General features: G+C 39.3%; 21 protein-coding genes. 12 read left to right on the forward strand and 9 right to left on the reverse strand.

Features of this window, described 5'->3' with window-relative positions; genetic code table 11:
* Window positions 1-194 precede the first annotated feature (194 nt).
* Window positions 195-845, reverse strand: coding sequence for a hypothetical protein (locus V7K55_RS24285; protein ID WP_334835338.1), 651 nt, complete (start codon window positions 843-845; stop codon window positions 195-197).
* 434 nt (window positions 846-1,279) lie between these two features.
* On the opposite strand from V7K55_RS24285, the gene V7K55_RS24290 reads away from it, so the two are divergent.
* Window positions 1,280-1,489: a helix-turn-helix domain-containing protein gene (locus tag V7K55_RS24290; protein ID WP_334835340.1), complete on the forward strand. Its 210-nt coding sequence runs from the start codon at window positions 1,280-1,282 to the stop codon at window positions 1,487-1,489.
* A 648-nt stretch (window positions 1,490-2,137) separates the two neighbouring features.
* Here V7K55_RS24290 and V7K55_RS24295 read toward each other — a convergent pair.
* The 3 genes from V7K55_RS24295 to V7K55_RS24305 all read right to left on the reverse strand — a co-directional run bounded on the left by V7K55_RS24295 (window position 2,138) and on the right by V7K55_RS24305 (window position 4,536).
* Window positions 2,138-2,572 (reverse strand): tetratricopeptide repeat protein, encoded by a 435-nt coding sequence (locus tag V7K55_RS24295; protein WP_334835341.1) that lies wholly within the window; start codon window positions 2,570-2,572, stop codon window positions 2,138-2,140.
* Between the two features lie 724 nt (window positions 2,573-3,296).
* A complete protein-coding gene (locus V7K55_RS24300; RefSeq protein ID WP_334835343.1) occupies window positions 3,297-3,740 on the reverse strand; it encodes a DUF4079 domain-containing protein in 444 nt (147 codons plus the stop codon).
* A 496-nt stretch (window positions 3,741-4,236) separates the two neighbouring features.
* Entirely contained in the window at window positions 4,237-4,536 is a 300-nt protein-coding gene (locus V7K55_RS24305; protein ID WP_334835345.1) for a hypothetical protein, read from the reverse strand.
* Between the two features lie 437 nt (window positions 4,537-4,973).
* On the opposite strand from V7K55_RS24305, the gene V7K55_RS24310 reads away from it, so the two are divergent.
* The 11 genes from V7K55_RS24310 to V7K55_RS24360 all read left to right on the forward strand — a co-directional run bounded on the left by V7K55_RS24310 (window position 4,974) and on the right by V7K55_RS24360 (window position 17,736).
* On the forward strand, window positions 4,974-5,954 hold the full coding sequence (locus tag V7K55_RS24310) for a magnesium transporter CorA family protein (protein ID WP_334835346.1): 981 nt from the start codon (window positions 4,974-4,976) through the stop codon (window positions 5,952-5,954).
* A 110-nt stretch (window positions 5,955-6,064) separates the two neighbouring features.
* Complete coding sequence (locus V7K55_RS24315) at window positions 6,065-7,573, forward strand: acyl-CoA synthetase (RefSeq protein WP_334835348.1); 1,509 nt, start codon at window positions 6,065-6,067, stop codon at window positions 7,571-7,573.
* A 452-nt stretch (window positions 7,574-8,025) separates the two neighbouring features.
* The gene (locus V7K55_RS24320; protein ID WP_334835350.1) at window positions 8,026-8,988 is read left to right on the forward strand and encodes a homogentisate phytyltransferase; all 963 of its coding nucleotides are present in this window, start codon (window positions 8,026-8,028) and stop codon (window positions 8,986-8,988) included.
* A gap of 3 nt (window positions 8,989-8,991) precedes the next feature.
* A complete protein-coding gene (locus V7K55_RS24325) occupies window positions 8,992-9,465 on the forward strand; it encodes a tetratricopeptide repeat protein (RefSeq protein WP_334835352.1) in 474 nt (157 codons plus the stop codon).
* A 224-nt stretch (window positions 9,466-9,689) separates the two neighbouring features.
* On the forward strand, window positions 9,690-10,124 hold the full coding sequence (locus tag V7K55_RS24330) for a helix-turn-helix domain-containing protein (RefSeq protein ID WP_334835354.1): 435 nt from the start codon (window positions 9,690-9,692) through the stop codon (window positions 10,122-10,124).
* Window positions 10,043-10,645, forward strand: a complete 603-nt coding sequence (locus tag V7K55_RS24335) for an IS630 family transposase (RefSeq protein ID WP_334835356.1) — start codon at window positions 10,043-10,045, stop codon at window positions 10,643-10,645. The genes V7K55_RS24330 and V7K55_RS24335 overlap by 82 nt, the downstream gene beginning before the upstream one ends.
* Before the next feature lie 275 nt (window positions 10,646-10,920).
* Window positions 10,921-13,095, forward strand: coding sequence for a hybrid sensor histidine kinase/response regulator (locus V7K55_RS24340; protein ID WP_334835358.1), 2,175 nt, complete (start codon window positions 10,921-10,923; stop codon window positions 13,093-13,095).
* A 302-nt stretch (window positions 13,096-13,397) separates the two neighbouring features.
* Complete coding sequence (locus V7K55_RS24345) at window positions 13,398-14,627, forward strand: tetratricopeptide repeat protein (protein ID WP_334835360.1); 1,230 nt, start codon at window positions 13,398-13,400, stop codon at window positions 14,625-14,627.
* An 81-nt stretch (window positions 14,628-14,708) separates the two neighbouring features.
* Window positions 14,709-16,298 (forward strand): uroporphyrinogen-III C-methyltransferase, encoded by a 1,590-nt coding sequence (cobA, locus tag V7K55_RS24350; RefSeq protein WP_334835363.1) that lies wholly within the window; start codon window positions 14,709-14,711, stop codon window positions 16,296-16,298.
* Window positions 16,299-16,318: 20 nt separating this feature from the next.
* On the forward strand, window positions 16,319-16,915 hold the full coding sequence (coaE, locus tag V7K55_RS24355; RefSeq protein WP_334835365.1) for a dephospho-CoA kinase: 597 nt from the start codon (window positions 16,319-16,321) through the stop codon (window positions 16,913-16,915).
* Window positions 16,916-17,409: 494 nt separating this feature from the next.
* Complete coding sequence (locus V7K55_RS24360) at window positions 17,410-17,736, forward strand: hypothetical protein (protein WP_334835368.1); 327 nt, start codon at window positions 17,410-17,412, stop codon at window positions 17,734-17,736.
* Between the two features lie 80 nt (window positions 17,737-17,816).
* Here the strand turns inward: V7K55_RS24360 and V7K55_RS24365 are convergent, their stop codons facing one another.
* The 5 genes from V7K55_RS24365 to V7K55_RS24385 form a co-directional block, all read right to left on the reverse strand.
* Window positions 17,817-19,304, reverse strand: coding sequence for a hypothetical protein (locus V7K55_RS24365; protein ID WP_334835371.1), 1,488 nt, complete (start codon window positions 19,302-19,304; stop codon window positions 17,817-17,819).
* A 154-nt stretch (window positions 19,305-19,458) separates the two neighbouring features.
* Window positions 19,459-19,824 carry a DOPA 4,5-dioxygenase family protein gene (locus V7K55_RS24370; RefSeq protein WP_094345886.1) on the reverse strand — a complete coding sequence of 122 codons (366 nt, stop codon included), beginning with the start codon at window positions 19,822-19,824 and terminating at the stop codon, window positions 19,459-19,461.
* 249 nt (window positions 19,825-20,073) lie between these two features.
* On the reverse strand, window positions 20,074-20,610 hold the full coding sequence (locus V7K55_RS24375) for a universal stress protein (RefSeq protein WP_334835428.1): 537 nt from the start codon (window positions 20,608-20,610) through the stop codon (window positions 20,074-20,076).
* Between the two features lie 466 nt (window positions 20,611-21,076).
* The gene (locus tag V7K55_RS24380; protein ID WP_334835373.1) at window positions 21,077-21,676 is read right to left on the reverse strand and encodes a DUF1802 family protein; all 600 of its coding nucleotides are present in this window, start codon (window positions 21,674-21,676) and stop codon (window positions 21,077-21,079) included.
* Window positions 21,677-22,338: 662 nt separating this feature from the next.
* Window positions 22,339-23,454: an ABC transporter permease gene (locus V7K55_RS24385; protein WP_334835376.1), complete on the reverse strand. Its 1,116-nt coding sequence runs from the start codon at window positions 23,452-23,454 to the stop codon at window positions 22,339-22,341.
* Window positions 23,455-23,563: the final 109 nt, after the last annotated feature.

The following is a 23,563-nucleotide window of genomic DNA, read 5'->3' on the forward strand; positions in this document are numbered from 1 at the left end:
TTATCGTTGAAGTTAAGCCCATCAGAAGGGCTAAATTATACCTTCCCGGACTTTTCAAACAGCCTCTAACTCACGTCTTGTTAAGGGAGTGAAAAAAGGAGATATCGCATCTCTTGTAAAATTTGTTGCTCAAATTTTTGGAGTCGCCGCATGACTAGTTCTGATTGATATAGAGGAACCGAAAAGTTTTTGGACTACGGAATTACGGAATTGATTGGATTTACTGGTCTCACATACCACGCTTCGTTGTCAGTATTACTAATGATGTGGCAATCTGACATCGTAGCTTGATTTGCATTATTTAAGTCTAAACATTTACCTTTACCCAAGGCAACGTTTTTATAAACCCTTAGTCGATTCTCTTTAACATCTACTTTTTCTCTGAGAAACCAAGCTTGGTGTTCAAGGTCTTCACGTTTAGATCCGGCAACATTATCCAAACAACCACCCATAGAGACAGTGAAATTATTATTCGCTTGGAGACATATCTGACGATTAGGATCTGATATTGCATAAAAGGCAGTCTCATCGCTAGTCCCTTCATCTGGGTCAAAGCCAATGCTAATGTCCTTTCTTGTAATTTGTGTAAAAACCCATGCTGCACTAGGAATAGTTACACCAAAATTATCAATACAATCACCCAAAGATGTATTACTAGTCAATAAACATTTGTCGCTAGGGATACTATATAGATTGTAAGGTTTGGAAGGTACGTCTTGAGCATAAGTCGTGTTTACTGAAAGTAAATTAGCGCTAATGAATATAACAGTTGATAGTAAAGCTAAGAAGAAAATCCGAAACTTAACTACAACATACAAAATTTTTGCAAAAAATCTTTCCATCATAACTGTTTTATCTCCTTAAATAGTTGGCATTTTGATACCCAAACTGGATGCTTCGTCAAAGTAAGGACTTTAGTGCTAATTGTTGTATGCACTAAAATTTGTATGCACTAAAATGCTTTGCTTACTACAAAACTTCAAAACTAAATTGGCTTTAGCACTTACGCATTGAAAACGGATTTACGGCTAAACATATAGCAGCCGCTAGGGGTTGAGTACAGAAAATGTGAGTGTGTCTAATCCAAAAGAACATAAAACGCTCAACTCATGTACAAGTTGATGTTATAACTTTGATGCATTAACATACAAATATGGTCAAATTCACTTAAAAGCCTTGTAGAATCTGCGATAGAGAGCTTGGGAAAGATTTTTTGTTTGGGAAAACTCAAAACTTTTTTTCTAAATCTTGTAGTTGAAGAAACTCAATTTAACAGCCATTGGAGTTGGCGGATGCTGCTGGGATACATGGACGCTCTGTCGGGAAAATCGAGCGAGGACTGACAGTCAAAATTAATCGCAGGACGCTTCAAGGTTTAGCTCTAGCGCTTGGTGTACCCCAAGAGTATCTAGATGCTGTAATCAAGAGTGAGGAAGTATCTCAGGTTAGAGGGGTTAAGTTTTGTCCTCGATGTTGTCATAATGTTTGACCCCCGATATAGTCTATATCGGGGGTCAGAGATGGATATATGAGGTAGTGTAATTACGGTAGTTCACCGAACAAGGCAAAAGTAAAAAGTAAAAAGGCAAAAGAAAGAGAAAGAAAAATGGTCTGAAGCCCCTGTCTTGAAAAGTTTCCTACGGCGGGAAACCCGCCTACAGAACTTTTCGCTAAATTTATTTATGGAACGAAATAAAAACATTTGTTTCGAGACACGTAGTCCAAGAAACAATACGTCATTACAGCACTTCCCGAAGTTATGAGATACACTAATTGATCGAATTATCGTTGCTCTGTGCTAATAGTCGGGTAAGAAAGTTCGTAGTAAGGACTTCAGTCCTTATTTTCTAAGCACTAAAGTGCTTACTACAAACTTTTCATTACTAGTTTGACAGACTACTAATAGCATCCCAAGTATCTGTACCTCATAGCAGCAGGAAGTGCTGTATTAAATCCCCTGAATTTATTTATGGGGATTATCTTTTTACTTTTTACTTCTTAACGCTAGCTTGTCGTGAGGGATAAAACTTGACAAGGCAAGTATGCATTAAAAATCTGTATCAAAATTTTGTTCTAAGAAGCCAAAGCACTGATGCACTAGAATAGGAGTTGAAACTCTTACATTTCGCATTACCAATCATACTTTCAGCCTTAACTGAACCGTATTGGAGTATAGTTTAGTTTCTTCTTTTTTGATTTTTTTTTGATACTTAGCAGGTGCTAAAGCCTTAGCTTTATCAAACCAAGGTTTTGCTTCTGTGAATTTGCCCTGTTGCCTCAAAAATATCCCGACGTACAAACAAAGACGAAAATCCTTTGGATCTTCGTCAATTTCTTGTCTTAATTTAGAAATTGCTTGTGTATAATTCTTCTGGGAAGCCTGAACTATTGCAAGTCGTATCAACACAGCAGTTGCATCCACTCTTTCACTTTTCAGCAAAGTTTTATTGGCTTCCTTGGCACTCTTGAAGATACCTTGCAAAAATTTAATGGCCGTTTCTGGGTGTGGCGAATTGCTTAGGAATTTCGTCATCTCTTCCAAAACATCGTCATAATTTTTGTACTTTTTCAAAAGCTCTTCATAAAATTGTATTTGATCTCGCGATAGTGATTTTAGATCAGCGACAAGAAAGTTTCTGTCGCTAGTAGAATTCGTGTTTGATAAGGGGCTATAATTAAAGACCATCAATATCTGACATAAAGGAATAGCCAGAAAAGCAAGACACGTTAAAAATAAAACGAATTTAACGAACGGGCGATTGTGATTTCGAGTCACGCTATTGTTATCCTCTAAATAAAACTGTTCTATTTTTTGGTTGAAATGTCGAATGCCAAATTATTTGTCCACTTGCCAAATCATTGTCTTTAGTACCAAAAATAATTAATAGTACAACACGGCGTAAATAACCCACCCATTTAAAATCGCTAGATATCTTACAAAATCAGCGTTCTTTCTTTTTACTTTTGCCTTGTTGTACTAGTCATACGTTCACGCTAAGTAAGTGGGCGTGAATAATTAAAGGTTTGTAGTAAGGGCTGAAGCCCTTACTACGAGCTAATTAAATTATTTTTATATTACGTAACATAGTTTGATTTACTCTTGCCCACTTACTTGTCTCAATTGCTCAAACGTAAATGACTGCTCATCCATAAATTAGATAACTTTTATCAGAAGATTTATTTCAAAACATCTGAAGTTAGTAGATTGCTGAGTTTTACATTCTTGATGTCATTAATTTAACAAGTGGACAAATAATTTGACACTCGACAGTATTCTTTTTGACTCTGTAAAAATTCTAGCCCTTAAAACTCAAGATTTGCTGAACGATCGCCACACCTGATAGTACTTCAAAAGCAAACAACAATAAAACTAGCATATTGACAATGACATGAGTCTGCCGTGCCCATTGGGAGTCACGTTGTTGCATAAAGGGAACAAGTGCCGCCCCAATGCTAATCAACAAAATTATGCCCAATCCAACCCATAGATGAGGAGAAATCAACAATTTTCTATTATTGATGTAGGTGACAGTTAAGCCCAAAATCGCGCCAAAGACCATCAGTGCTAGCCATACAGAACCTATTTTATGGTGAGATATCGCAGACTTACCTCGATTCTTTGGTTCATCACCAGGTTTTTGGATACGACGCGATCGCATCCCTAAATATGCCGTGTAACCATATAGCCCTAACAAGCCAGACATCAAAATTGGATGTGAAAATGTTAATAGATTTTTCATCAAATTCCACGGGTTAATTATTAATAGTTGTAGATATACTCAAGGAGCGATTAGCTATTAGTTAATGTGCTTAAAAGTCTATTTCGTCGCCACCCATACTTATGATTTTTATTGCTAACCATCTTGACAAATCCTGTTTGAGATGGAATGAAACAGCCCTGCTTGATAAAGGGGCGAAATGAGGATCTGTGCAAAAAATTACGCTTAGTTTAATGTCTTGCTGCGTAGACATTCTACACAGATTTTGTGCAGGTTTGTGTCCAGAATTGGCAACAACTAAGCTCTAATTTCCGCTAACATCAACTTAGTCACATTTAACAACTTCGATTCAGTTGACCTCTGTGTTCGCGTAGCGTCTCGTGGAGAAGGTTGGCAGCTTGCCAAAGAAAAGTCTCTTTTGCACAACAAGTGTCAGCGAAGAGAACACTATTTCAAATAAACTAAACTGTTTAGACTGTTTAGTTTGCTCCTAGTCGCAGATCCCCTCGCACTACCACTAGAAATCTGTATTTGTTACGTGAAATGCAAAGGCATAATTATTATCTAAATCTTGTCGAAAGAGGTTTAAGTTTGCAAAGCTTTGCCCAGTGTTCCTATCACATTTTCTCATCACTACATTATAACTATTATCATCAATATCCATACAAAAATTATCACCAGTATAGTCTGACAAGAAATTTACCAAGTAATTTCCCCCACCAAGTCCCCGAAGGTTATTTTTATGAAAATATTGTCCAGAATTTCCCCCATTACATGGTTTCATAACTACATGATACTTATCGTTGGCAACATCCATGCAATTAATTAGACTTGTCAGAAAACTCCAAAGCCCCCAAATATCAAAGCTTTAAGACTAAGTTTTGATATTTGGGTCTCATGTAATGTTATAACTTTGATGTATTAACATACAAATATGGTCAAATACACTTAAAAGCCTTTTATAATCTCCGATAGAGAGCTTGGGAAAGATTTTTTGTTTGGGAAAACTCAAAACTTTTTTGCTAAATAGTGTGGTTTCTGATAGTGCCAATCTCCAGATTTAATATTTTTGATTGGCGTAGATTAATACCAATTTCACCAAAAAGATAAGTCAGACGTTCGATTCGTTTTAAACTAACTGCGATATCATTGTCCTAATCAAAAATGGTCAAAGGTTCAATTATACCACAAAATACTTTTACAATAGTTCTCATGAGTCACCGTATTTTTTCACGACTCAATTAGGATTGCTATATGCTAATTCTCCTTACTTTTTATCCAGATAACCTGCAAATATTCGCCCATAGGGATGTCGATACGGTACTGAAAAGAATTGATGCTTCCCAGAATATTTGGTTGCGCTGTGTTCACTTCCGCGATCGCACTGGGATAGCCAAAATTGTCAAGCACTTTGAACTCAATCCATCTCGTGTTAACATGATTTTTAACCATTCCCCTTTAGGAATTGATGAAGATATAGAAGATTGTTTATTCGACAGCTATGAAATTCTAACTGCTCAAATAAAAAACCATGAATTTGAGGTTGCCCGTGGCAATATTGTAGTCGGTAAAAGTTTTATAATTACATTTGAAATTACTGAACTCAAAGTTTTAAGTATTCTCGCTAATAATCTGCAAAAGCGCCCTCTTGATGTTAATAAATTGGGGATTGACTATATTTTTTATCTGATTTTTAAAGAGATTTTGAATAACTATAATACTGTATTTGAATATATTTCTAGAAAACTTGATGATATAGAAGATGAAGTTTTAGATGATTCTGGTGATGAATCAACATACCAAAGAATTGCCACAATGAGGCAATCTACTCGTTCAGGGCGGCGTAATTTTCAAAGTATTAAATCGCTTATGGCTATTATGGATTACGAAGATTTCCAATGGATAGCCCAGCCAGTAAAAGAACTATTCAAAGAAGAATTGGTTTATCAAGTTGATAAATTATGGCAAGAATATCAAGCCTTGAGAGCCTGGATGTCAGAATTAATGGAAATTCAACGCGATAATATTGCTAGCAAAACTGGCGAACGAATTAATCGTCTGACTATCCTCTCGACCATATTCTTACCAATTACCTTCATGTCTGGTTTCTATGGTATGAACTTCAAATATATGCCGGAATTAGAGCAACCTTGGTCTTATCCTGTTGTAATCTGTGTAATGGCATCAATTGTGATTTGTAGTATTCTCTATGCTAAAAGACAACGTTGGTTATAGCATCTATTAAGTTATAAAGGATTGCTGGAATAGTAAAAGTTACATCTCATTTTGTATTGCTATATGCTTTCTGTAAGTAGACTACATCAACCCTAAAACGGTAAATAAACGTGAATCTACCATTAATTATTCGTGCTGAAGAACACAGCGAGAAAATAGCCATTACTACAACGGATGGATCGTTTATCTATCGAGATTTGCTCCACACTTCCAGTCAAATAGCAACAACTCTTCTTCAGAATAGAGAAGATTTACAAGAGGAGCGAGTTGCCTTTCTCATCCCGCCTGGATTTGAGTATGTAGCCACTCAATGGGGAATTTGGCGTGCTGGTGGCATAGCTGTACCTCTGTGTGTTTCCCACCCGCGCCCAGAATTGGAGTATGTAATTACCAATTCGGAAGCATCGATTATTGTTGCTCATCCCAATTTTGAAGGTATACTGCGTTTGCTTGCCAAAGAACACAATTTGCGATTTCTCCTCACCTCAGAAACACTCCCATCTAATATTGCTCGTCTCCCAGAGGTAGATATCACTAGACGCGCCTTGATTCTCTACACTAGCGGTACAACAGGTAAACCCAAGGGTGCGGTTACAACTCATCAAAATATTCAAGCGCAAGTGATTAGCTTAATCACCGCTTGGGAATGGACATCTAGCGATTCTCCTGCGGAGACGCTGCGCGAACGCATTTTACATATACTGCCACTACATCATATTCATGGAATTATTAACGTACTGACTTGTGCTTTATGGGCTGGGGCGGAGTGTCATCTGTTGAGCAAGTTTGATACCGAAACCGTTTGGAGGCGAATTTGTGACGGTGACTTAACCCTATTTATGGCAGTACCAACGATTTATGTAAAGCTCATTGCTGCTTGGGAAAATGCCTCTAAAGAACGTCAAAAAACCATGTCAGAAGGCTGTGCTAAGATGCGTCTGATGGTTTCTGGCTCGGCAGCATTACCAGTTCAAGTTTTAGAAAAATGGCAGAGGATTAGCGGCCATTTTCTGCTTGAGCGCTATGGGATGACGGAAATTGGTATGGCGCTATCGAACCCTTTACACGGTGAACGTTTGGCTGGATATGTAGGAAAGCCTCTACCTGGAGTTGAAGTCAGATTAGTCGATGAGAACGGAAAGTTAGTCCCAACAGGAACACCAGGAGAAATCCAAGTTAAAGGGCCCGGAGTCTTTCTCGAATATTGGCAAAACCCCGAAGCAACCGTCAAAGCCTTCCAAGATGGCTGGTTCTGTACTGGAGATACCGCCGTAGTTGAGAACGAGAATTACCGGATTCTGGGACGAATGAGTGTGGATATCATCAAAACCGGAGGATATAAAGTTTCAGCTTTAGAAATTGAAGAAGTATTGCGATCGCACCCAGATATTCAAGAATGTGCAGTAGTTGGGGTTGCAGATCCAGAATGGGGTGAACGGGTGTGTGCTGTGTTAATATTACAAGGGTCACAAACTTTAACATTAGAATCTTTTAGGAATTGGGCAAAAGAGCAATTAGCTGTTTATAAAGTGCCAACCCAAATTTTGATAGTTGAAGAATTACCGCGCAACGCGATGGGGAAAGTGACTAAGCCGACAGTGGTTGAATTATTTTGCTGATAGCGATCGTCAACGCTAAATTAGACTTGGAGTTTAAAGTTAGCTAGCTTTGAGTTTACTATGGGGGTGTAGGCGCGAGATTATCTGTTGGATGATGTAGAAACAAAGCTTAACTCTTGCAACAAATAAGCAAACCTGCATTACTTTTGCATATTGGACTTTGGACAAAAAGGGAAGTTCGCGGATCATTTACGCGAATAAGCTCTTTTGTGCAAAGTCCAATACTAAAGCTCTTGTTAATGACCAAATTCTGTAACAATGGTTAAGAATCTGACAATTCATGCAATGGGAAAAGTTAACACGAAATCTAATCCCCCAGCCCCCAACTTTTGTAGGGAATGGAGAGAATTCAAAGCTTTTCAAGAGCAGGAAAGAGGAATAGAGGTGAGGTTTTCCCAATCCCGTGAAAAGTCAGAGTTAACAATAAGCCGGAATCTGAATCTAAGGTACTCATGAGCCAGAGTTCTCAAAACAGCCCTTTGCCACGCAAACCTGTTCAATCATATCTCCATTGGTTATACGCTTTCTGGAAATTCTCTCGCCCTCACACAATTATTGGCACAAGTCTGAGTGTGTTGAGTTTGTATTTAATTGCCATTGCTATTAGTAATAATACTGTTTCTTTATTTCCTAACTCCCTACTTCCTGTCTTCGGTGCATGGATTGCTTGTTTATGTGGCAATGTTTACATTGTAGGGCTAAATCAATTAGAAGATGTTGATATTGACAAGATTAATAAACCTCATTTACCGTTGGCATCAGGTGAGTTTTCTCAACAGACTGGGCAATTAATTGTCGCGTCTACTGGGATTTTGGCGTTAGTTGTGGCTTGGCTAACTGGGCCATTCTTATTTGGGATGGTAGCAATTAGTTTGGCTATTGGTACTGCTTATTCTTTACCGCCAATTCGCTTAAAACAGTTTCCATTTTGGGCGGCGCTGTGTATTTTTTCGGTGCGCGGCACGATTGTTAATTTAGGATTGTATTTGCACTATAGTTGGGCGCTGAAACAAAGCCAAACAATTCCGCCTGTGGTATGGGTGCTGACGTTATTTATTTTGGTGTTTACCTTTGCGATCGCCATCTTTAAAGATATCCCCGATATAGAAGGCGATCGCCTTTACAATATTACTACTTTCACCATCAAGCTCGGCTCCCAAGCTGTGTTTAATCTGGCTCTTTGGGTGATAACTATCTGCTATCTGGGAATAATTCTAGTTGGGGTGCTACACATCGCCTCAGTTAACCCCATCTTTCTGGTAGTTGCTCATTTAGGGCTGTTGGCTTGGATGTGGTTGCGGAGTTCGACGGTAGACTTACAAGATAAAAGTGCGATCGCTCAATTCTACCAATTTATCTGGAAACTGTTTTTTATGGAATATCTGATTTTTCCTATCGCCTGCTTTTTGGCTTAGACAATGCTAGAAACCTTTCCTACCAGTTCTATTATCGCTGCTCTTGTAGTTGTTTTGAGTTTGTCAATCCTGGGCTATTTCGCTTGGAAAACTTTGATTACCTCAGACTTGTTTCAAAAAGGAATCAATCTTGCTCAAGCAAAAGATTACCAAGGTGCAGAAGCAGCCTTTCGCAAAGTGATTTCCCTCAACTCTACTAATGATGTAGTGCGTTTGTTTTTGGGAGATGTTTTAAACCAGCAAGGACAAGGAGAAGAAGCAACAGAATTATTCCAAGAAGTAATTCGCCGCAGTCCGAAAAACCCTGATGCTTACTTGCGTCTGGCGAATATTCTCATGCAGCAAGAGCGAGAAGATGAAGCTAAAACCAACCTGCTACAAGCAAAAAATTTATTGCAAAAACAACGCCAACCTGAAAAAGCTCAAAAAATCGCTCAACTGTTAGATAAAATGAGTATTAAGTCAAGTCAATCTTAAATTGAGTAAGAATTGCAGAGATTAAATTTTCCTGTTTCGTCTCCTAACTTTTTTACCATTCCCATCATTCTTATGGTGAGAATGGTTTTTATTTGGAAATTTACTCATGTCTGCAATTTTCGCGAGTTTGACCACTCCTTTCATAGCCCTTATATAGCGGTTCTCGTTTGAGTGAAATACAAGATGTGGGAAGATGATGAAAGTCATAGCAAAGTGCATCTAGGATGAAAGCATACTCCACTGACCTCCGCCAAAAAGTAATTGATGCGTATAAAAATCAAGAAGGTTCTCAACGAAACCTCGCGTCAAGATTTAGTGTGAGTTTAACTTTTATCCAGAAATTACTGAAGCGATATCGAAGTAGTGGGACAGTTGAGCCGAAGGCACATGGAGGGGGTAACACAGCTAAACTCAGTAGTGAACAGATGGCACTGGTAGTTGTTTTAGTGGAAGAAGATAATGATGCAATTCTGGTGGAGTTGTGTGAACGGTTAAAAGAGCGGACAGGTGTCAAAGTTAGTCGCTCCACAATGGGCAGAATTACCCAAAAGTTGAATCTGACACGCAAAAAAAAACATTGCACGCCAGCGAAAAATACACAGAACGAGTTCAAAAACTCAGAGCAGAGTATTGGACAACCATTGGCTCAGTCTTGTTAGAGGACTTGATATTTATCGATGAGGCAGGAGTTAACATTTCTATGACTAGACGTTTTGCTCGTTCGCCTCAAGGTAGTCGTGCTTATGGTGATTGTCCTAATGCTCGGGGAAAAAATGTGACAATGATTGGAGCCATGTCAACACAAGGCATCATTGCTGCCATGACTTTTACTGGCGGTACTAATGCCTCAGCATTTCAAACCTATGTCACTCAAGTTTTGGTTCCAAGTCTCTGGCCAGGCGCAACTGTTGTTATGGATAACTTCAGTTCTCATAAAGTAGCAGGTATCCGAGAAGCTATTGAAGGTGTTGGCGCAAAGCTCGTCTACTTGTTTCCTTATTCTCCCGATTTTTCACCAATTGAAAACTGTTGGTCTAAAGTGAAAGAATTTTTGCGTTCGCTTGCTGCTAGAACTTATCAAGAATTAGATCAAGCGATTACAGATGCTTTCAATGCTGTGACTACGAAAGACATTATTGGGTGGTTTACCCACTGCTGTTACTATATTGCACCCAACTGAGAACCGCTATAATTGCAATATGAGGCAGCATGCCCATTTTTAAAAAGTTCACATTACTAATGCAAAAAATTTTTATAACCCTCTTACCTTTGCGCTCTTCTCTACAAGACGCTACGCATAGCTTGCTTCCCCGCAGGGGTGTGCGGTTCGTTCACTCATTCTCTTATTCCTATCTCAAGATAGGATAATAGTGAATTTCAAAGGTGCAAACAACTTCGGCTGATAAAAAAAGTATTTAGTAGTAAATTTTATATATTCAAAATAATCAAGCACTTATGTCAGAAATTATATCAGAATTGTGGACTGTTATTTTTACATCAGGATCGTTTATTCCACATGGACACTGCTATCTATGGCAAACAAATTTAGTTTGGCTACATATATTATCTGACGCGTTTATTGCACTAGCTTATTATTCGATCCCAGCTACACTATTTTACTTTGTCCGTAAACGGCAGGATTTGCCCTTTGATTGGATTTTTCTGCTGTTTATTGCATTTATCGTCGCTTGTGGAACCGCTCATTTAATAGAGATTTGGACACTTTGGTATCCAACCTATTGGGTATCGGGGTTTGTCAAGGCAGTAACTGCAACAATATCTGTAATTACAGCAGTAAAACTTGTGTCTCTAGTTCCACAAGCACTAGCACTTCCTAGCCCTGCTCAAATAGAACAGGCAAATCAAGAACTTCAAATACAAATAGCCGAACGCTCACGGGTTGAAAAGGAACTGCGAAAATACCAAAATCATCTAGAAGAAATGGTTGCTATTCGCACCAATGAAATTACCAAAACCAACGAGCAATTACAACAAGAAATCCTTGAACGCCAACGCATTTTAGAAGTTCTCCGACAAAGCGAAGAACGCTACCGTTACCTAGCTGAGGCAATTCCTCAACTTGTATGGACAACCAAGCCTAACGGTGAATGTGATTTTTTTAATCAAAATTGGTGCGACTATACAGGGTTAACATTAGAGCAGTCCTTGGGTTCTGGTTGGTTGGCTGCATTGCATCCAGATGATATCCAGAAGGCTGATGAGGTGTGGTCTAATGCCGTAAAGAATGGCATTATGTATAACAATGAATATCGCTTCAAACAGGCTGCTGATGGCTCCTATCGTTGGCAGCTAGCGCGAGGTTTACCGCTCAAAGACGAGCAAGGCATTGTAGTGAAGTGGTTTGGAACATGTACGGATATTCACGAACAAAAACAAATCCTTGAAGAACGGGCACACCTGCTGGAATTAGAACAATTTGCACGAGCTAAAGCAGAAACAGCTAATCGAATTAAAGATGAATTTCTAGCCGTCCTCTCTCACGAACTACGCACTCCACTAAACGCAATTCTCGGCTGGTCAAAATTGTTGCAAACTCGCAGATTAGACCGAGTAAAAACAGCAGAAGCATTAGCCACTATCGAGCGGAATGCCACTTTACAAGTTCAACTTATTGAAGATTTGCTGGATATCTCCAGAATTTTACAGGGCAAACTAACGCTGAATATTACGAAGATTAACTTAGAGTCTACGATATTATCTGCACTAGAGACAATGCATTTAGCGGCAGCAACAAAGTTGCTTGAGGTGAATACAGTATTTGAACCGAATGTGGGACAAGTTATGGGCGACTCGACTCGTTTGCAGCAAGTCGTCTGGAATCTTGTTTATAATGCCATCAAATTTACACCCAGGGGAGGAAAAGTAGAAGTGCGACTAGAGCAAGCTGATGGCTATGCTCAAATCATAGTTAGCGATACAGGTAAGGGAATTAGTGCTGAATTTTTGCCATTCGTATTTGATTACTTCCGCCAAGCAGATAGCACCTCTACAAGAAATTTTGGTGGATTAGGACTGGGATTAGCAATTGTGCGTAATATCATCGAAATACATGGCGGTATCATCAAAGCAAAGAGTGAAGGTGAGGGTAAAGGGGCAATATTTACTGTTAGTTTGCCGCTTCTGCCAGATGAAAGCCCAAGCCTGACGGATGAAGAAAACGACTCTATATTCTTAACTCCTAGCTCCTTACCGCTCGGTGGGGTTCGGGTTTTAGTTGTGGATGATGATAATGATTCACGAGATTTTATTGCTTTTGTGCTAGAGCAAGATGGAGCGTTTGTCATTGCGGTATCTTCCGCTTATGAAGCATTACAAACTCTAGGACTAGTAAAACCAGATGTGTTGGTCAGTGATATTAGTATGCCTGAAATGGATGGCTATATGTTAATACATCAAGTCAGAACTTTGACACCAGAACAAGGTGGACAAATTCCAGCAATTGCCTTGACCGCCTTTGCGAGAAACGATGATAAGGGAAAAGCACTAAAAGCTGGGTTTCAAATGCATTTATCCAAGCCTGTTAACCCAGAGGAATTAATTGCAGCCATTGCTCAACTTATTGAAACAAAAGTGTCAGCAATTATCGAGAAAACGACTTTTTATTCATAATAAAACTCTATCGATTATGAGCGGATACTTGTATAAAGTTAGGTTAATAACTTATAATTCCTGCTAGAGCTACGCTTTTGCTGCCCTACTGTGTATACACAAGTCGAAAAATCCTCTAGCCATATTTTTGTCAGAATGGAACTGTTGCACTCATTGACATCCCTTCCAGAAATGAAGTTCAGGGCTGATAGCGAAAGTCTACTAAGCGTTGACTTAAGTTATGAGACTCGGAATTGATTCCGAGGCGGGATAGAAAGGCAGTGCGAGTATTACATGTAAACCAAGCAGATAAGGTAATAAAAATGCTGAAAAACAAGAATCTACTGGTAGCAGCTATTATCTGCTTGTGTTTGAGTAATGAGAATGCTGCCTTCGGTAAAGATGTTGGGATTGTTTTATCAAAAATTCCAGACTCAAATCGAGCAGCACTTCCGGGAAACAAAAACGCAGTTGCTAACTTTGAGCAAGGAACTAATCTCTATAAACAAGGAGATTTCAAAGGAGCAGAAGCGGCTTTTCGGAAAGCGATTGAACTAGAACCCAACTTTGTGCAAGCTTATATTGCTTTGGCAAACACTCTCGACGATCAAGGCAAACCCCAAGAAGCGATCGCACAATACAATAAAGCCATCAGCCTCGATCCTCAAGAGTCTGGAGCCTACTTTAATCTAGGTTTGACTTTAGCAAGACAGAATCAGTTAGAAGCTGCGATCGCTCAATATAAAAAAGCTCTCAGACTCGAGCCAAACTTTGCAGACGCTCACTATAACTTAGGAAATGCCCTCTACGCTCAAGGCAAGTTAACCGAAGCAGTCACCGAATATACAGCAGCTATTCGCCTCAAACCCAGTTATGCTCCAACTTACACGCGTCTGGGAAATACTCTGTACGATCGAGGTGAACTAGAACAAGCAATTACTCAGTACAAAAAATCCATTAGCTTTGATTCCAAGTATGCAGACGCTCACTATTACTTAGGGAACGCCTTATATGCTCAAGGAAAACCAGCAGAAGCGATCGCCGAATATACAGCAGCTATTCGCCTCGATCCAAAAAATCCAGCAGGTTATAATGCCTTGGGAAATACTCTCTACGCTCAAGGCAAACTAGAAGAAGCGATCGCCCAATATAAGCAAGCTCTCAGCCTTGAACCTAACTATGCAGACGCTCACTATAACTTAGCAAGCGCTTTTTACGCTCAAGGCAAGCTTGCAGAAGCGATCGCAGATTATACCGAAGCAATTCGCCTCGATCCCAAACACGCACAAGCTTACACAGGTTTGGCAAATGCGATGGACGATCAAGGTAAACCCCAAGAAGCGATCGCACATTACAAAAAAGCCATTAGCCTTGTACCCAACGATGCCTTCACTTACTATAATTTGGGAATCACTTTAGGAAGAGAACAACAGCTAGAAGAAGCGATCGTTAATCTCAAAAAAGCCAGAGAGTTATTCCAAGCTGAACAAAACAAGGAAATGGTTGAGCAAGTCGATCAGTTAATCCAAAAAATTAATATCCGAACGAATTGAATCAAGGGGACTGGGGATTGGGGACTAGGAAAGAAGCAGGGGAAAAAGAACTATTGATTATTGATTATTGACAAATGACAAATGGCAAAGATTGAAGAAAGGGGCAAAGTCTACCTTGTAGGTGCTGGGCCTGGAGATGTGGCATACCTAACGGTAAAAGCTTACAATCTCTTAGCTGCTGCTCAGGTTTTAGTCTACGATGCTTTGGTAGATGCTCAATTATTGCAGTGTGTACCACCTAATTGCTTAAAGTTAGATGTTGGGAAACGCGGTGGTAAACCTAGCACAACCCAAGGTGAAATTAATAAGTTACTAGTAAAGCATTGTCAGCAAGGGAAACAAGTTGTACGGCTTAAATCAGGCGATCCGTTGATTTTTGGTCGTTGTACTTCCGAAATTAAGGCTTTAAAGGCATCTGGTTGTGATTTTGAACTAGTACCAGGGATTTCTTCAGCCCTTGCAGCACCGTTGTTAGCAGGAATTCCCCTCACAGATCCGGTGTTGAGTCGTTGTTTTGCAGTGCTTACAGCCCATGAACCAGAGGTTTTAGACTGGGAGGCACTCTCACGCTTAGAGACACTGGTAATTTTGATGGGAGGGCAACATCTGCCAGAGATTGTACATCAGCTGGTGCGTCACGGGCGATCGCACTTAACACCCATTGCCATCATCCGTTGGGCAGGAACTCCTCGCCAACAAATTTGGACAGCGCAATTAGGCAATATTTTGGAACAAACCACCGGATTATCACTTTCCCCGGCGGTAATTGTTGTTGGCGAAGTTGTTGGGCTAAATAAGTACTTACAACCTGAGAAAATAGGTTGTCAGGATTCGACTACACCCCAAACTCCAATGTTAAGCAACCTCTCCGCCTCTACCCAACCCCTCACTGGCAAAACAATCTTGGTGACACGTTCAGTTGGACAGTCAAGTACATTTAGCGATCGCCTCATCGCATTAGGTGCATCAGTCATCGAAATGCCTACATTAGAAATCGGCCCGCCCTCCAGTTGGGTAGCTTTGGATGATGCGATCGCTCATTTATCTGAGTTCGACTGGTTAATTCTCACTTCTACCAATGCCATAGATTACTTTTTTGAAAGGCTAATCGCCCAAGGTAAAGATACTCGTGCCTTAGCAGGTGTCAAAATTGCTGTAGTTGGTGAGAAAACAGCCCATAGTCTCAAACAATATTCTCTCCAAGCAGATTTTATTCCCCCCAACTTTGTTGCCGATTCTTTAGTAGAAAATTTCCCAGAGGAACTGGATGGTAAAAAGGTTTTATTTCCCAGAGTCGAAAGCGGCGGAAGAGAAGTTTTGGTTAAGGAATTAACTCTCAAGGGAGCAAAAGTAATTGAAGTTGCTGCATATCAATCTTGTTGTCCTAGTGGTGTTCCACCTGCGGCAGAATTAGCTCTGCAAAACTGTAAGGTAAATGTAATTACCTTTGCCAGTTCTAAAACTGTGCAATTTTTCTGTCAGCTTACTGACAAGATATTTTCCAATAACTCTGACGCTAGTGAATTCTTAGAGGGCGTTTGTATTGCCTCTATCGGGCCTCAAACCTCTAAAACCTGTCATGCTTTATTCGGGCGTGTAGATGTAGAAGCCCAAGAATACACCTTAGATGGTTTAACCCAAGCACTAATAACATGGGCAACCAATTCTTAATATCCAATGACAAATGACAAATGACAAAACGTATAATCGGCTTAACCGGAGGTATTGCCACAGGCAAAACCACTGTCACCAATTATTTGGCTAGTGCTTATAACCTGCCCATTCTGGATGCAGATATTTATGCAAGAGAGGCAGTATCTTTAGGTTCGTCTATTCTTGGTGCGATCGCTCAACGTTACGGCGAAAAAATTTTACTTCCAGATGGCAGCCTCAACCGCCAAAAGCTAGGCGAAATTATCTTTAATCGTCAAGATGAACGCAACTGGATAGATAATTTGATTCATCCTGATGTACGCGATCGCTTCCTCACAGCAATTTCTCTATCTTCCTCAGAAACACTGGTGTTAGTAGTGCCTCTATTATTTGAAGCAGGAATGACTGATTTGGTTACAGAAATATGGGTAGTGCGTTGTTCCCAAGAACAACAACTACAAAGATTGATCCAGCGAAACCATTTAAATAGAGAACAGGCAAAAGCCAGGATCAACAGCCAATTATCTATCGAAGAAAAAGTAGCTCATGCAGATGTAGTTTTAGATAACTCCTCCACCCTAGAAGTACTACTTAAGCAGGTAGATATAGCTCTAAAAAGCACAAGTAGGAACTAAATCCTATTTATCTTAAAAAATATACATAGATAACATTCTCAAGACATAAAGTCTTTATCAATTTAAGATTATCTAGTTAAGTAAAAGAATGTCATATCTGACCCAATCTTGTCCAACAATTCGGTGATTTTACAGTTGAAGCTGCGATTGATGGTACTGTAAATTTAAATGATTGTTGGTCAAGAGATATCAGGAAGTAAAATAAAAACATTAATTTCAGACATTAACTCAAGCATTAATAACTAAAAATTAAGATTTAAGAAAAATTAATTGGAAATTATTCATCTTCTTTTAAGATTATTATTAAGTACCTTCTCAACAAATTGCTTAATTAGACATTGGGTGATAAATTGCCTTTACTAGCAGTCAATGTGGTTGATTATTAACTAGATTGTCCACCTGTTCGATTCTAGATTGGTGATTGAAAGGGATTGAGATTCACTTTGAGTCTAGAACTATTCGTTATAGATTTCTTCTTTGGGAGAACATCACTTATGTCTTTGATCGGGACAGGTATGAACTTAAGTTTTAGTTTTTTAAGTAAGTTAGCTCTAGTTAGCTTTCCAGGAAACGAATTAAAGCAGAAGAATAAAATACACGATTATAGCCAGCTAGTTTATGGAAGCGACTACGTATTTGAGCGCATAAATGAAGGAATGCTAGGATACATGACTGGAGTAAGTAAAGGCATTAAACCCTGCGATCGCATTATCTTACGAGAAGGTTGTGAATCTTATCAATATCAAGTTGAAGAAGTTGATTATTATTCAGATCCGTCTGATATGTGGATAGCTTTGCTTAAGCAAGTACCAATTGACTAAATATTAAAATTAACCAATGACTTGAATTCCATCTATGAAGATTTTCCTTCTCTTACTAGAGAATAAGAGAAGAAATCTATCTATTTTAAATTTATCAAAAAATGAGCTATCAAAGTATTCCTTTCGTAAGATAGCAAGTAAAGATGCAAAAGGTTTGGGTTATCTTTATCAAGATGCATCACTGAACCATCAACTGCTAAATGGTGATGATCTATCCACCGCTCCTGTGAATCTAGTAAAAAACTGAAGTAAGGGGTGACATCTGGATGGTTTTTTGTTAAGTCATCGTAGCTTTGATAAAAAGGAGGTATCCCAATCCCCATCGGCATATATAAGCCTTTAGGATACTCTTCTACAGGCAATTTAGGAAGCTTTTTAAGATCGATACCACTGATGAATAATCGATTTTGTTCATTAGTTTTAGTATCGGTGAATACTAACTCTATCTCTTGTAAATTTTGTGCAACGCCAATCGGTTTAACGTTTCTTAAAATTGCTTTGTCAAATTTGCCTATTCTCCAATATTGATTTCCCCAAGGCTTGTTTTGATCGTAAAATCCTGGTGATCGAAAACTGGCAAATTTAATTTCATTTTTAGTGTCGTAAAAATCTCTCCATTTTGTGATATTTGTTGCTAGCGTAGTTCTAACTTTTCTAGTTTGCTCTCCCGATACAATTATCTTTTCATCAAGGGGAAATTGAGTAGTAACTTCTTTTTGATCGATTACATTTCTCAGAAGGTTAGTTTTGACTATTGTGCCACTTGGATCTTGCCAGTGTTCTAATTTCCACCAATGTTGCCAATAAGAAATATTATTAATTTTTTCAAAAATATTTTTGTAATGTCCCATTGGGAAGGTAAACCAACTTTGATAATAAAGGGATTTATTGCCATCATCTTTAGTGAAAAGTAAAATTTCCCAAAATCCAGCATTTAAACAATTATTAGCCAAAGCTACTTCTACGAGGTTTTGCTTTTCAAAACCGTCTCCGCCAATAACTTCTATATTTGGTGAATTAGCAGGAAAACTAACCTGTTGTCTATTCCACTCTCGGTCTGTAAAAGCGATTATTTCTAAACCTCGATCTTTTTTAACCCATTCGGGTGCTTTCGGGACTAATAGCTCTAAATCAACATTTCTTATAACTATTTTTGCCGTTTTTGTGTCTGTTGGCTCAAACACAAAATCGAAATGTGTATCATCTCTCTTGATAATTGTTAATTTTCTCTGAGAATATCTTTGAAAGTTTTTGCTTAAAGGTGCGGGATTGGCGGGATAATCAACGTTAGATAATTCTTGTAGTTTTACACTCATCTGATTATCAAATTTATATCTGGATTTAAACCAGAAACTTCCCAGTGCCAGCAAACCAAGGCATAGAATCAGGATACTAAATAAAATCTGTTTTTTTGTGACTCTGAAATTAGGTTTGCCAAATAGAGAAATGCCTGCAATTTTTTCCTTCGCAGAGATATTTTTCATCAAAAAATTTATTTTTATGAGAATACTGATTAACAGCATAGCATTATGTAAAATAGATGCCTCATTTATATTGTCAAAGGCCATGTTAATAAACAGTTATCTATCTTCCCTTTCTTGCGATCGCATGAGTAGGATGGCGTAAATCATTAAAGGTTTATAGTGGGAACTTTAGTCCTCATAATAAAGTTTTACGCCTCAGACCAGAACTTTGTTTACCCAATCAAGTGAGCTACTTCCCTTAATTAGATACAGTCGAACTAAGCTGTCGAAGAAACTCAATATTCAAATCTAGCTTTTCTCCTAACCATAAAGAATGAACCGCGTGGTCTGCGACAGCATCGCCTGTCTCAGGGTGGACGAGAATATCCAATCCCTCACGATTGAGCATTAACCAGGGAACGACTTTATCAAACTGATTCGGTAAGAAAGCAACTTGATACATTCCTTTTGGGTGTGGCCCGATGGGCTTATCAAACCAGCGTCCGAGTTGCACCTCAAACCTAGCGCCCAATCCTTCACGGACACGCGCGGCTACATCTCGACTTGCAGTATCGAAGTAAACATGAGCATGAAAACCAGCGATCTCGATAGTATCTTCTTTCATAGATCCACTTTTCGCTCTCAACTCTAATTTTGCATAGCAGACTTTTTCTTTTTCACTGAAAAAGCGATCGCTCCATCTTAGCCCCTCTCCTATCATAGCTTTCAGCTTTGAGGATGTAGCTCATAGCCGCCGGAGTAACGTACCTAGCCATAGATTGTGGTGCGTTACGAACTTGGTTCTAACACATCCTACAATACCTAATTTTGTTCAAAAATCAAATAGTAATCCTATAGTTTGACAAAGTAGTAGTTAGTTAACGCTTAAAGTACTTATAGTTTTTTTGACAACTCCATCTTTTTTAACAGCAACTGAAAGATGCACAACATGAACTGAACAAAGAGCATGGTGAAGAACGTAGTTACTCACACTACCGAGAAGTAGTTCCATTAGCCCAGAATGACCCCGCCGCCCCATAACAATTAGGTCAGCACCATAACTATGGGCTAAGTCACAAACAACCCGGCCAGGATTACCAACATTTTGTGTAAATTCTGTACTTACTCCTGCTGTGTTCGCTTGGGCACAGAAAGATTGCAGCATCTGGATTCCTAAATTTTTAAAGGTATCCCACTGCTTTTGGTATAACTCAAAGCTTTGATTGCTCAATCCTGGATAGTAGTCAAAATTAGACAATATAGGTACGTAAGGGCTACCCTCTTCTTCTGGCGATAGGACATGCACTAGCATTAAGCTAGCTTGTGTTAACTTTGCTAAACCCAACGCTTCTTCAAAAACCTGTTGTCCTATTTCCGAGCGATCTAATGCAACTAGAATCTTTTTAAACATCATAATAGACCTCCGATTTTACTGGTAATTGGTCTTTACGGTTTCGGGTTTCCAGATGTTGGATTGTCAAAAACGATCAATCCCTCAACTATGTTTAGCGACTTTTGAATTTTAAATTTCTTAAAGATTTTCGCCCTATATTTATACTTATAGCAAAACAATTTGAGGAACTTGTTAAGAAAGTAAGCATTTTTCTTGAGTTATGAAGCGATCGCTTGTTTTTTCTGCATTCTCTTTATGCACTTGTTGGCTTTTTTGTCAACTTATAAATTATACAACTAGCCATTTAAAGGTGACTCTTAAAATCTCTGCGTTCTCTGTGTCTCTGCGGTAGAAAAGTATTTTATTGAACCACAGAGGCGCAGAGAACACAGAGAAAAGAGCTTACAGAGGAATTTTTGACCAAAAATTTTTACCTTGAAATGCCTAAAACCCTTAGCGTCTCCTAGAGAAGCGGTACTAGTTATTACAAGGATGGAGCATACAGCTTATCGCCAATAATCCCGCGAATTGTCTCTACTAATTGGGTGTATGCAAAGTTAGATAAAACTGGTGTTGTTCCTTGCAAGTCAATTGGTCGATCTAGATCGATCCATGACTTACAACCGCCGTATTTAGGATAATAAGGAATTTCTTGCTCTTGGGGTAGTTGATATGTCCGCAGGAGGAGAATATAAAGGGGCTGGCGTGATTTCCATTTGAGGCGATCGCTAATAAAATGCTCGTTCCAAACATGGAAAGGAAGCAAGGCGTTGACAATAAATTCGTCACTAACTGGCAAAATATCGGTAATTTCAGCCCAACTACCAATACGAACTGTTTCAGGATGCCAACCTGATGTTACCGGATAGACACGATTAGCATATTCCGCTTTCAGCATGAAAGCTTGTTGATGTTCATAAGTAGGATAAAGCAAAATTTGCCTGTGGGCAACTTGGAAATGTCCATTTCGTTCATGGATACCACCTTTGCGGAGCAACATAATTGTTTTGCCACTTTCTAAGGCGTTTATGGTGACAGCCCATTCTTTGAGGGCATGAAAAGTTGTAGTCAATTCCATCAGCATCTACTGTAACTCTGATTTTATTTCAAGCTAAGACCGATAAAGTGCGAAACTATCCAGAGAAATGAATTAGCAAGTAGTTATGGAAAAGCGATGTCTATGACAGGCTTCTCTACGAGAGGCTACGCCTACGCTAGGTACTTATGATGTCCAAATTACACCTCTCTTAAAAAGATAGTTGGGGATTAAATATCTAGAGCTAGATTGCAAAATCTGACAAAACGTCAACTTTAGTAAACGAAGAGTTGTAACTTCCAAACTAGGTGATATTTTAAATAGTAAGACACCAAACAAAACAAAATCAAACTAAAAGGGTAAATGACTTAGTGTCTCCTGTCATCAACCCAAACAAACTTCAGCAGATAAATTTATGCCAGTGGTAAAAGCCTAATGTAAAAGGCAAAACCAAATCCCAAAGCGGAAAAACGCAATTACGCTGAGTTTGTTAGTTTTAAGTCCACCTTAGTCATTAACTTTCAATTACTTAAATTAGTTTAACAACTTGAAACCTGTGAACTCGATAAAACCTGGTTAACCTCGACCAGGTTTTTGGTATTTTATTGCGATACTATAATTTTCTCAGTGTGGCAAGGAGTCCCGGAGCGCCATTCCTCCCCGACTTGCTACGCCGAAGTCGGAGAATCCTGGCGCGACTCGTTGAAGGATTATCTTCTCAAACTGCGGGGGTCAAGGGCATCTCTTAGCCCATCACCGAGTAAGTTGAATGCTAAGACTGTGAGAATAATCAGTACAGCAGGCGGCCAAATTAACCAGGGTTGCAGTACCAAAATTGAAGCATTGCTAGCGAGAGAAAGCATATTGCCCCAAGAAGGGTCTGGTTGTTGAATTCCCAAACCAATGAGACTCAATATTGCCTCTGCACCAATAAAGCTGGGAATTGCAAGAGTAGCAGAGATAACTACATAACTAGCCGTTTGCGGCAAAACGTGGCGGAGAATGATATAAATTGGGTTTCCACCCATCGCGCGTGACGCTTGGACAAATTCTCGCTCTTTAATTGATAGTACCTGTCCCCGAATGACCCGTGCTAAACCAGCCCAGCTAATAACCGAAGTAATCACCACAATTAGCAAAAAGCGCTGGGTACTGCTTAAACCAGCTGGTAAGACTGCTCCTAAAGTCACCAAAAGATAAATACTAGGGAAAGTCATTAGCACTTCTGCCAAACGCATGATGACGCTATCGGTCACACCGCCGAAATAACCGGAAATTCCACCGATGAGCAAACCGAGGGGATAGGTGATGATAATACCAAAAATCCCGATAAACATACTAATGCGACCGCCATGCAACAAGCGGCTAAATTGGTCGCGTCCTTGGTCATCAGTACCCAAGATGTTGATTTTTGCGCCAGTTGTTGTGCCAAATAAATGCCAATTTAAGGGAATACCAGGAAAGATTGTGACTTCATCCCACTTCGGAGGTAATGGCAAACTCATCTGTAACAATCGGTATTCTGTCCCGGAGACAAATAGACCCAGGGTTGATGGCTTTTTGAAGTCTACAATGAGTTTGCGATCGCCTGTTTCTAAATTTGTGTCTCCCTGAGTCGTCGGATAAACATGGGGCCCGATAAACTGTCCTGACTGAGAAACCCAGTGGATCTGAGTTGGGGGTAGCAATGAACCATTGGGCTGTGAGGCGTAAGGGTCATAAGGAGCCACGAAATCTGCTGCAATTACTGCTATGTAGAAAATTAACAGCAAAATCGCCCCAAATTGTGCCAAAGGATTTCTCTTTAGTCGTCGCCACCAATCCATAGTATTTAGGAGCTAGGAGTTATAAGTTATGAGTTATTAAAGTTTTATCTTAATTCATAACTCATGATTAATAATTCTCAACTCCTAACTCCTGTACAGACGCGATTAA

The sequence above is a fragment of the Nostoc sp. genome, assembly GCF_036919895.1.
Lineage (GTDB): Bacteria > Cyanobacteriota > Cyanobacteriia > Cyanobacteriales > Nostocaceae > Nostoc.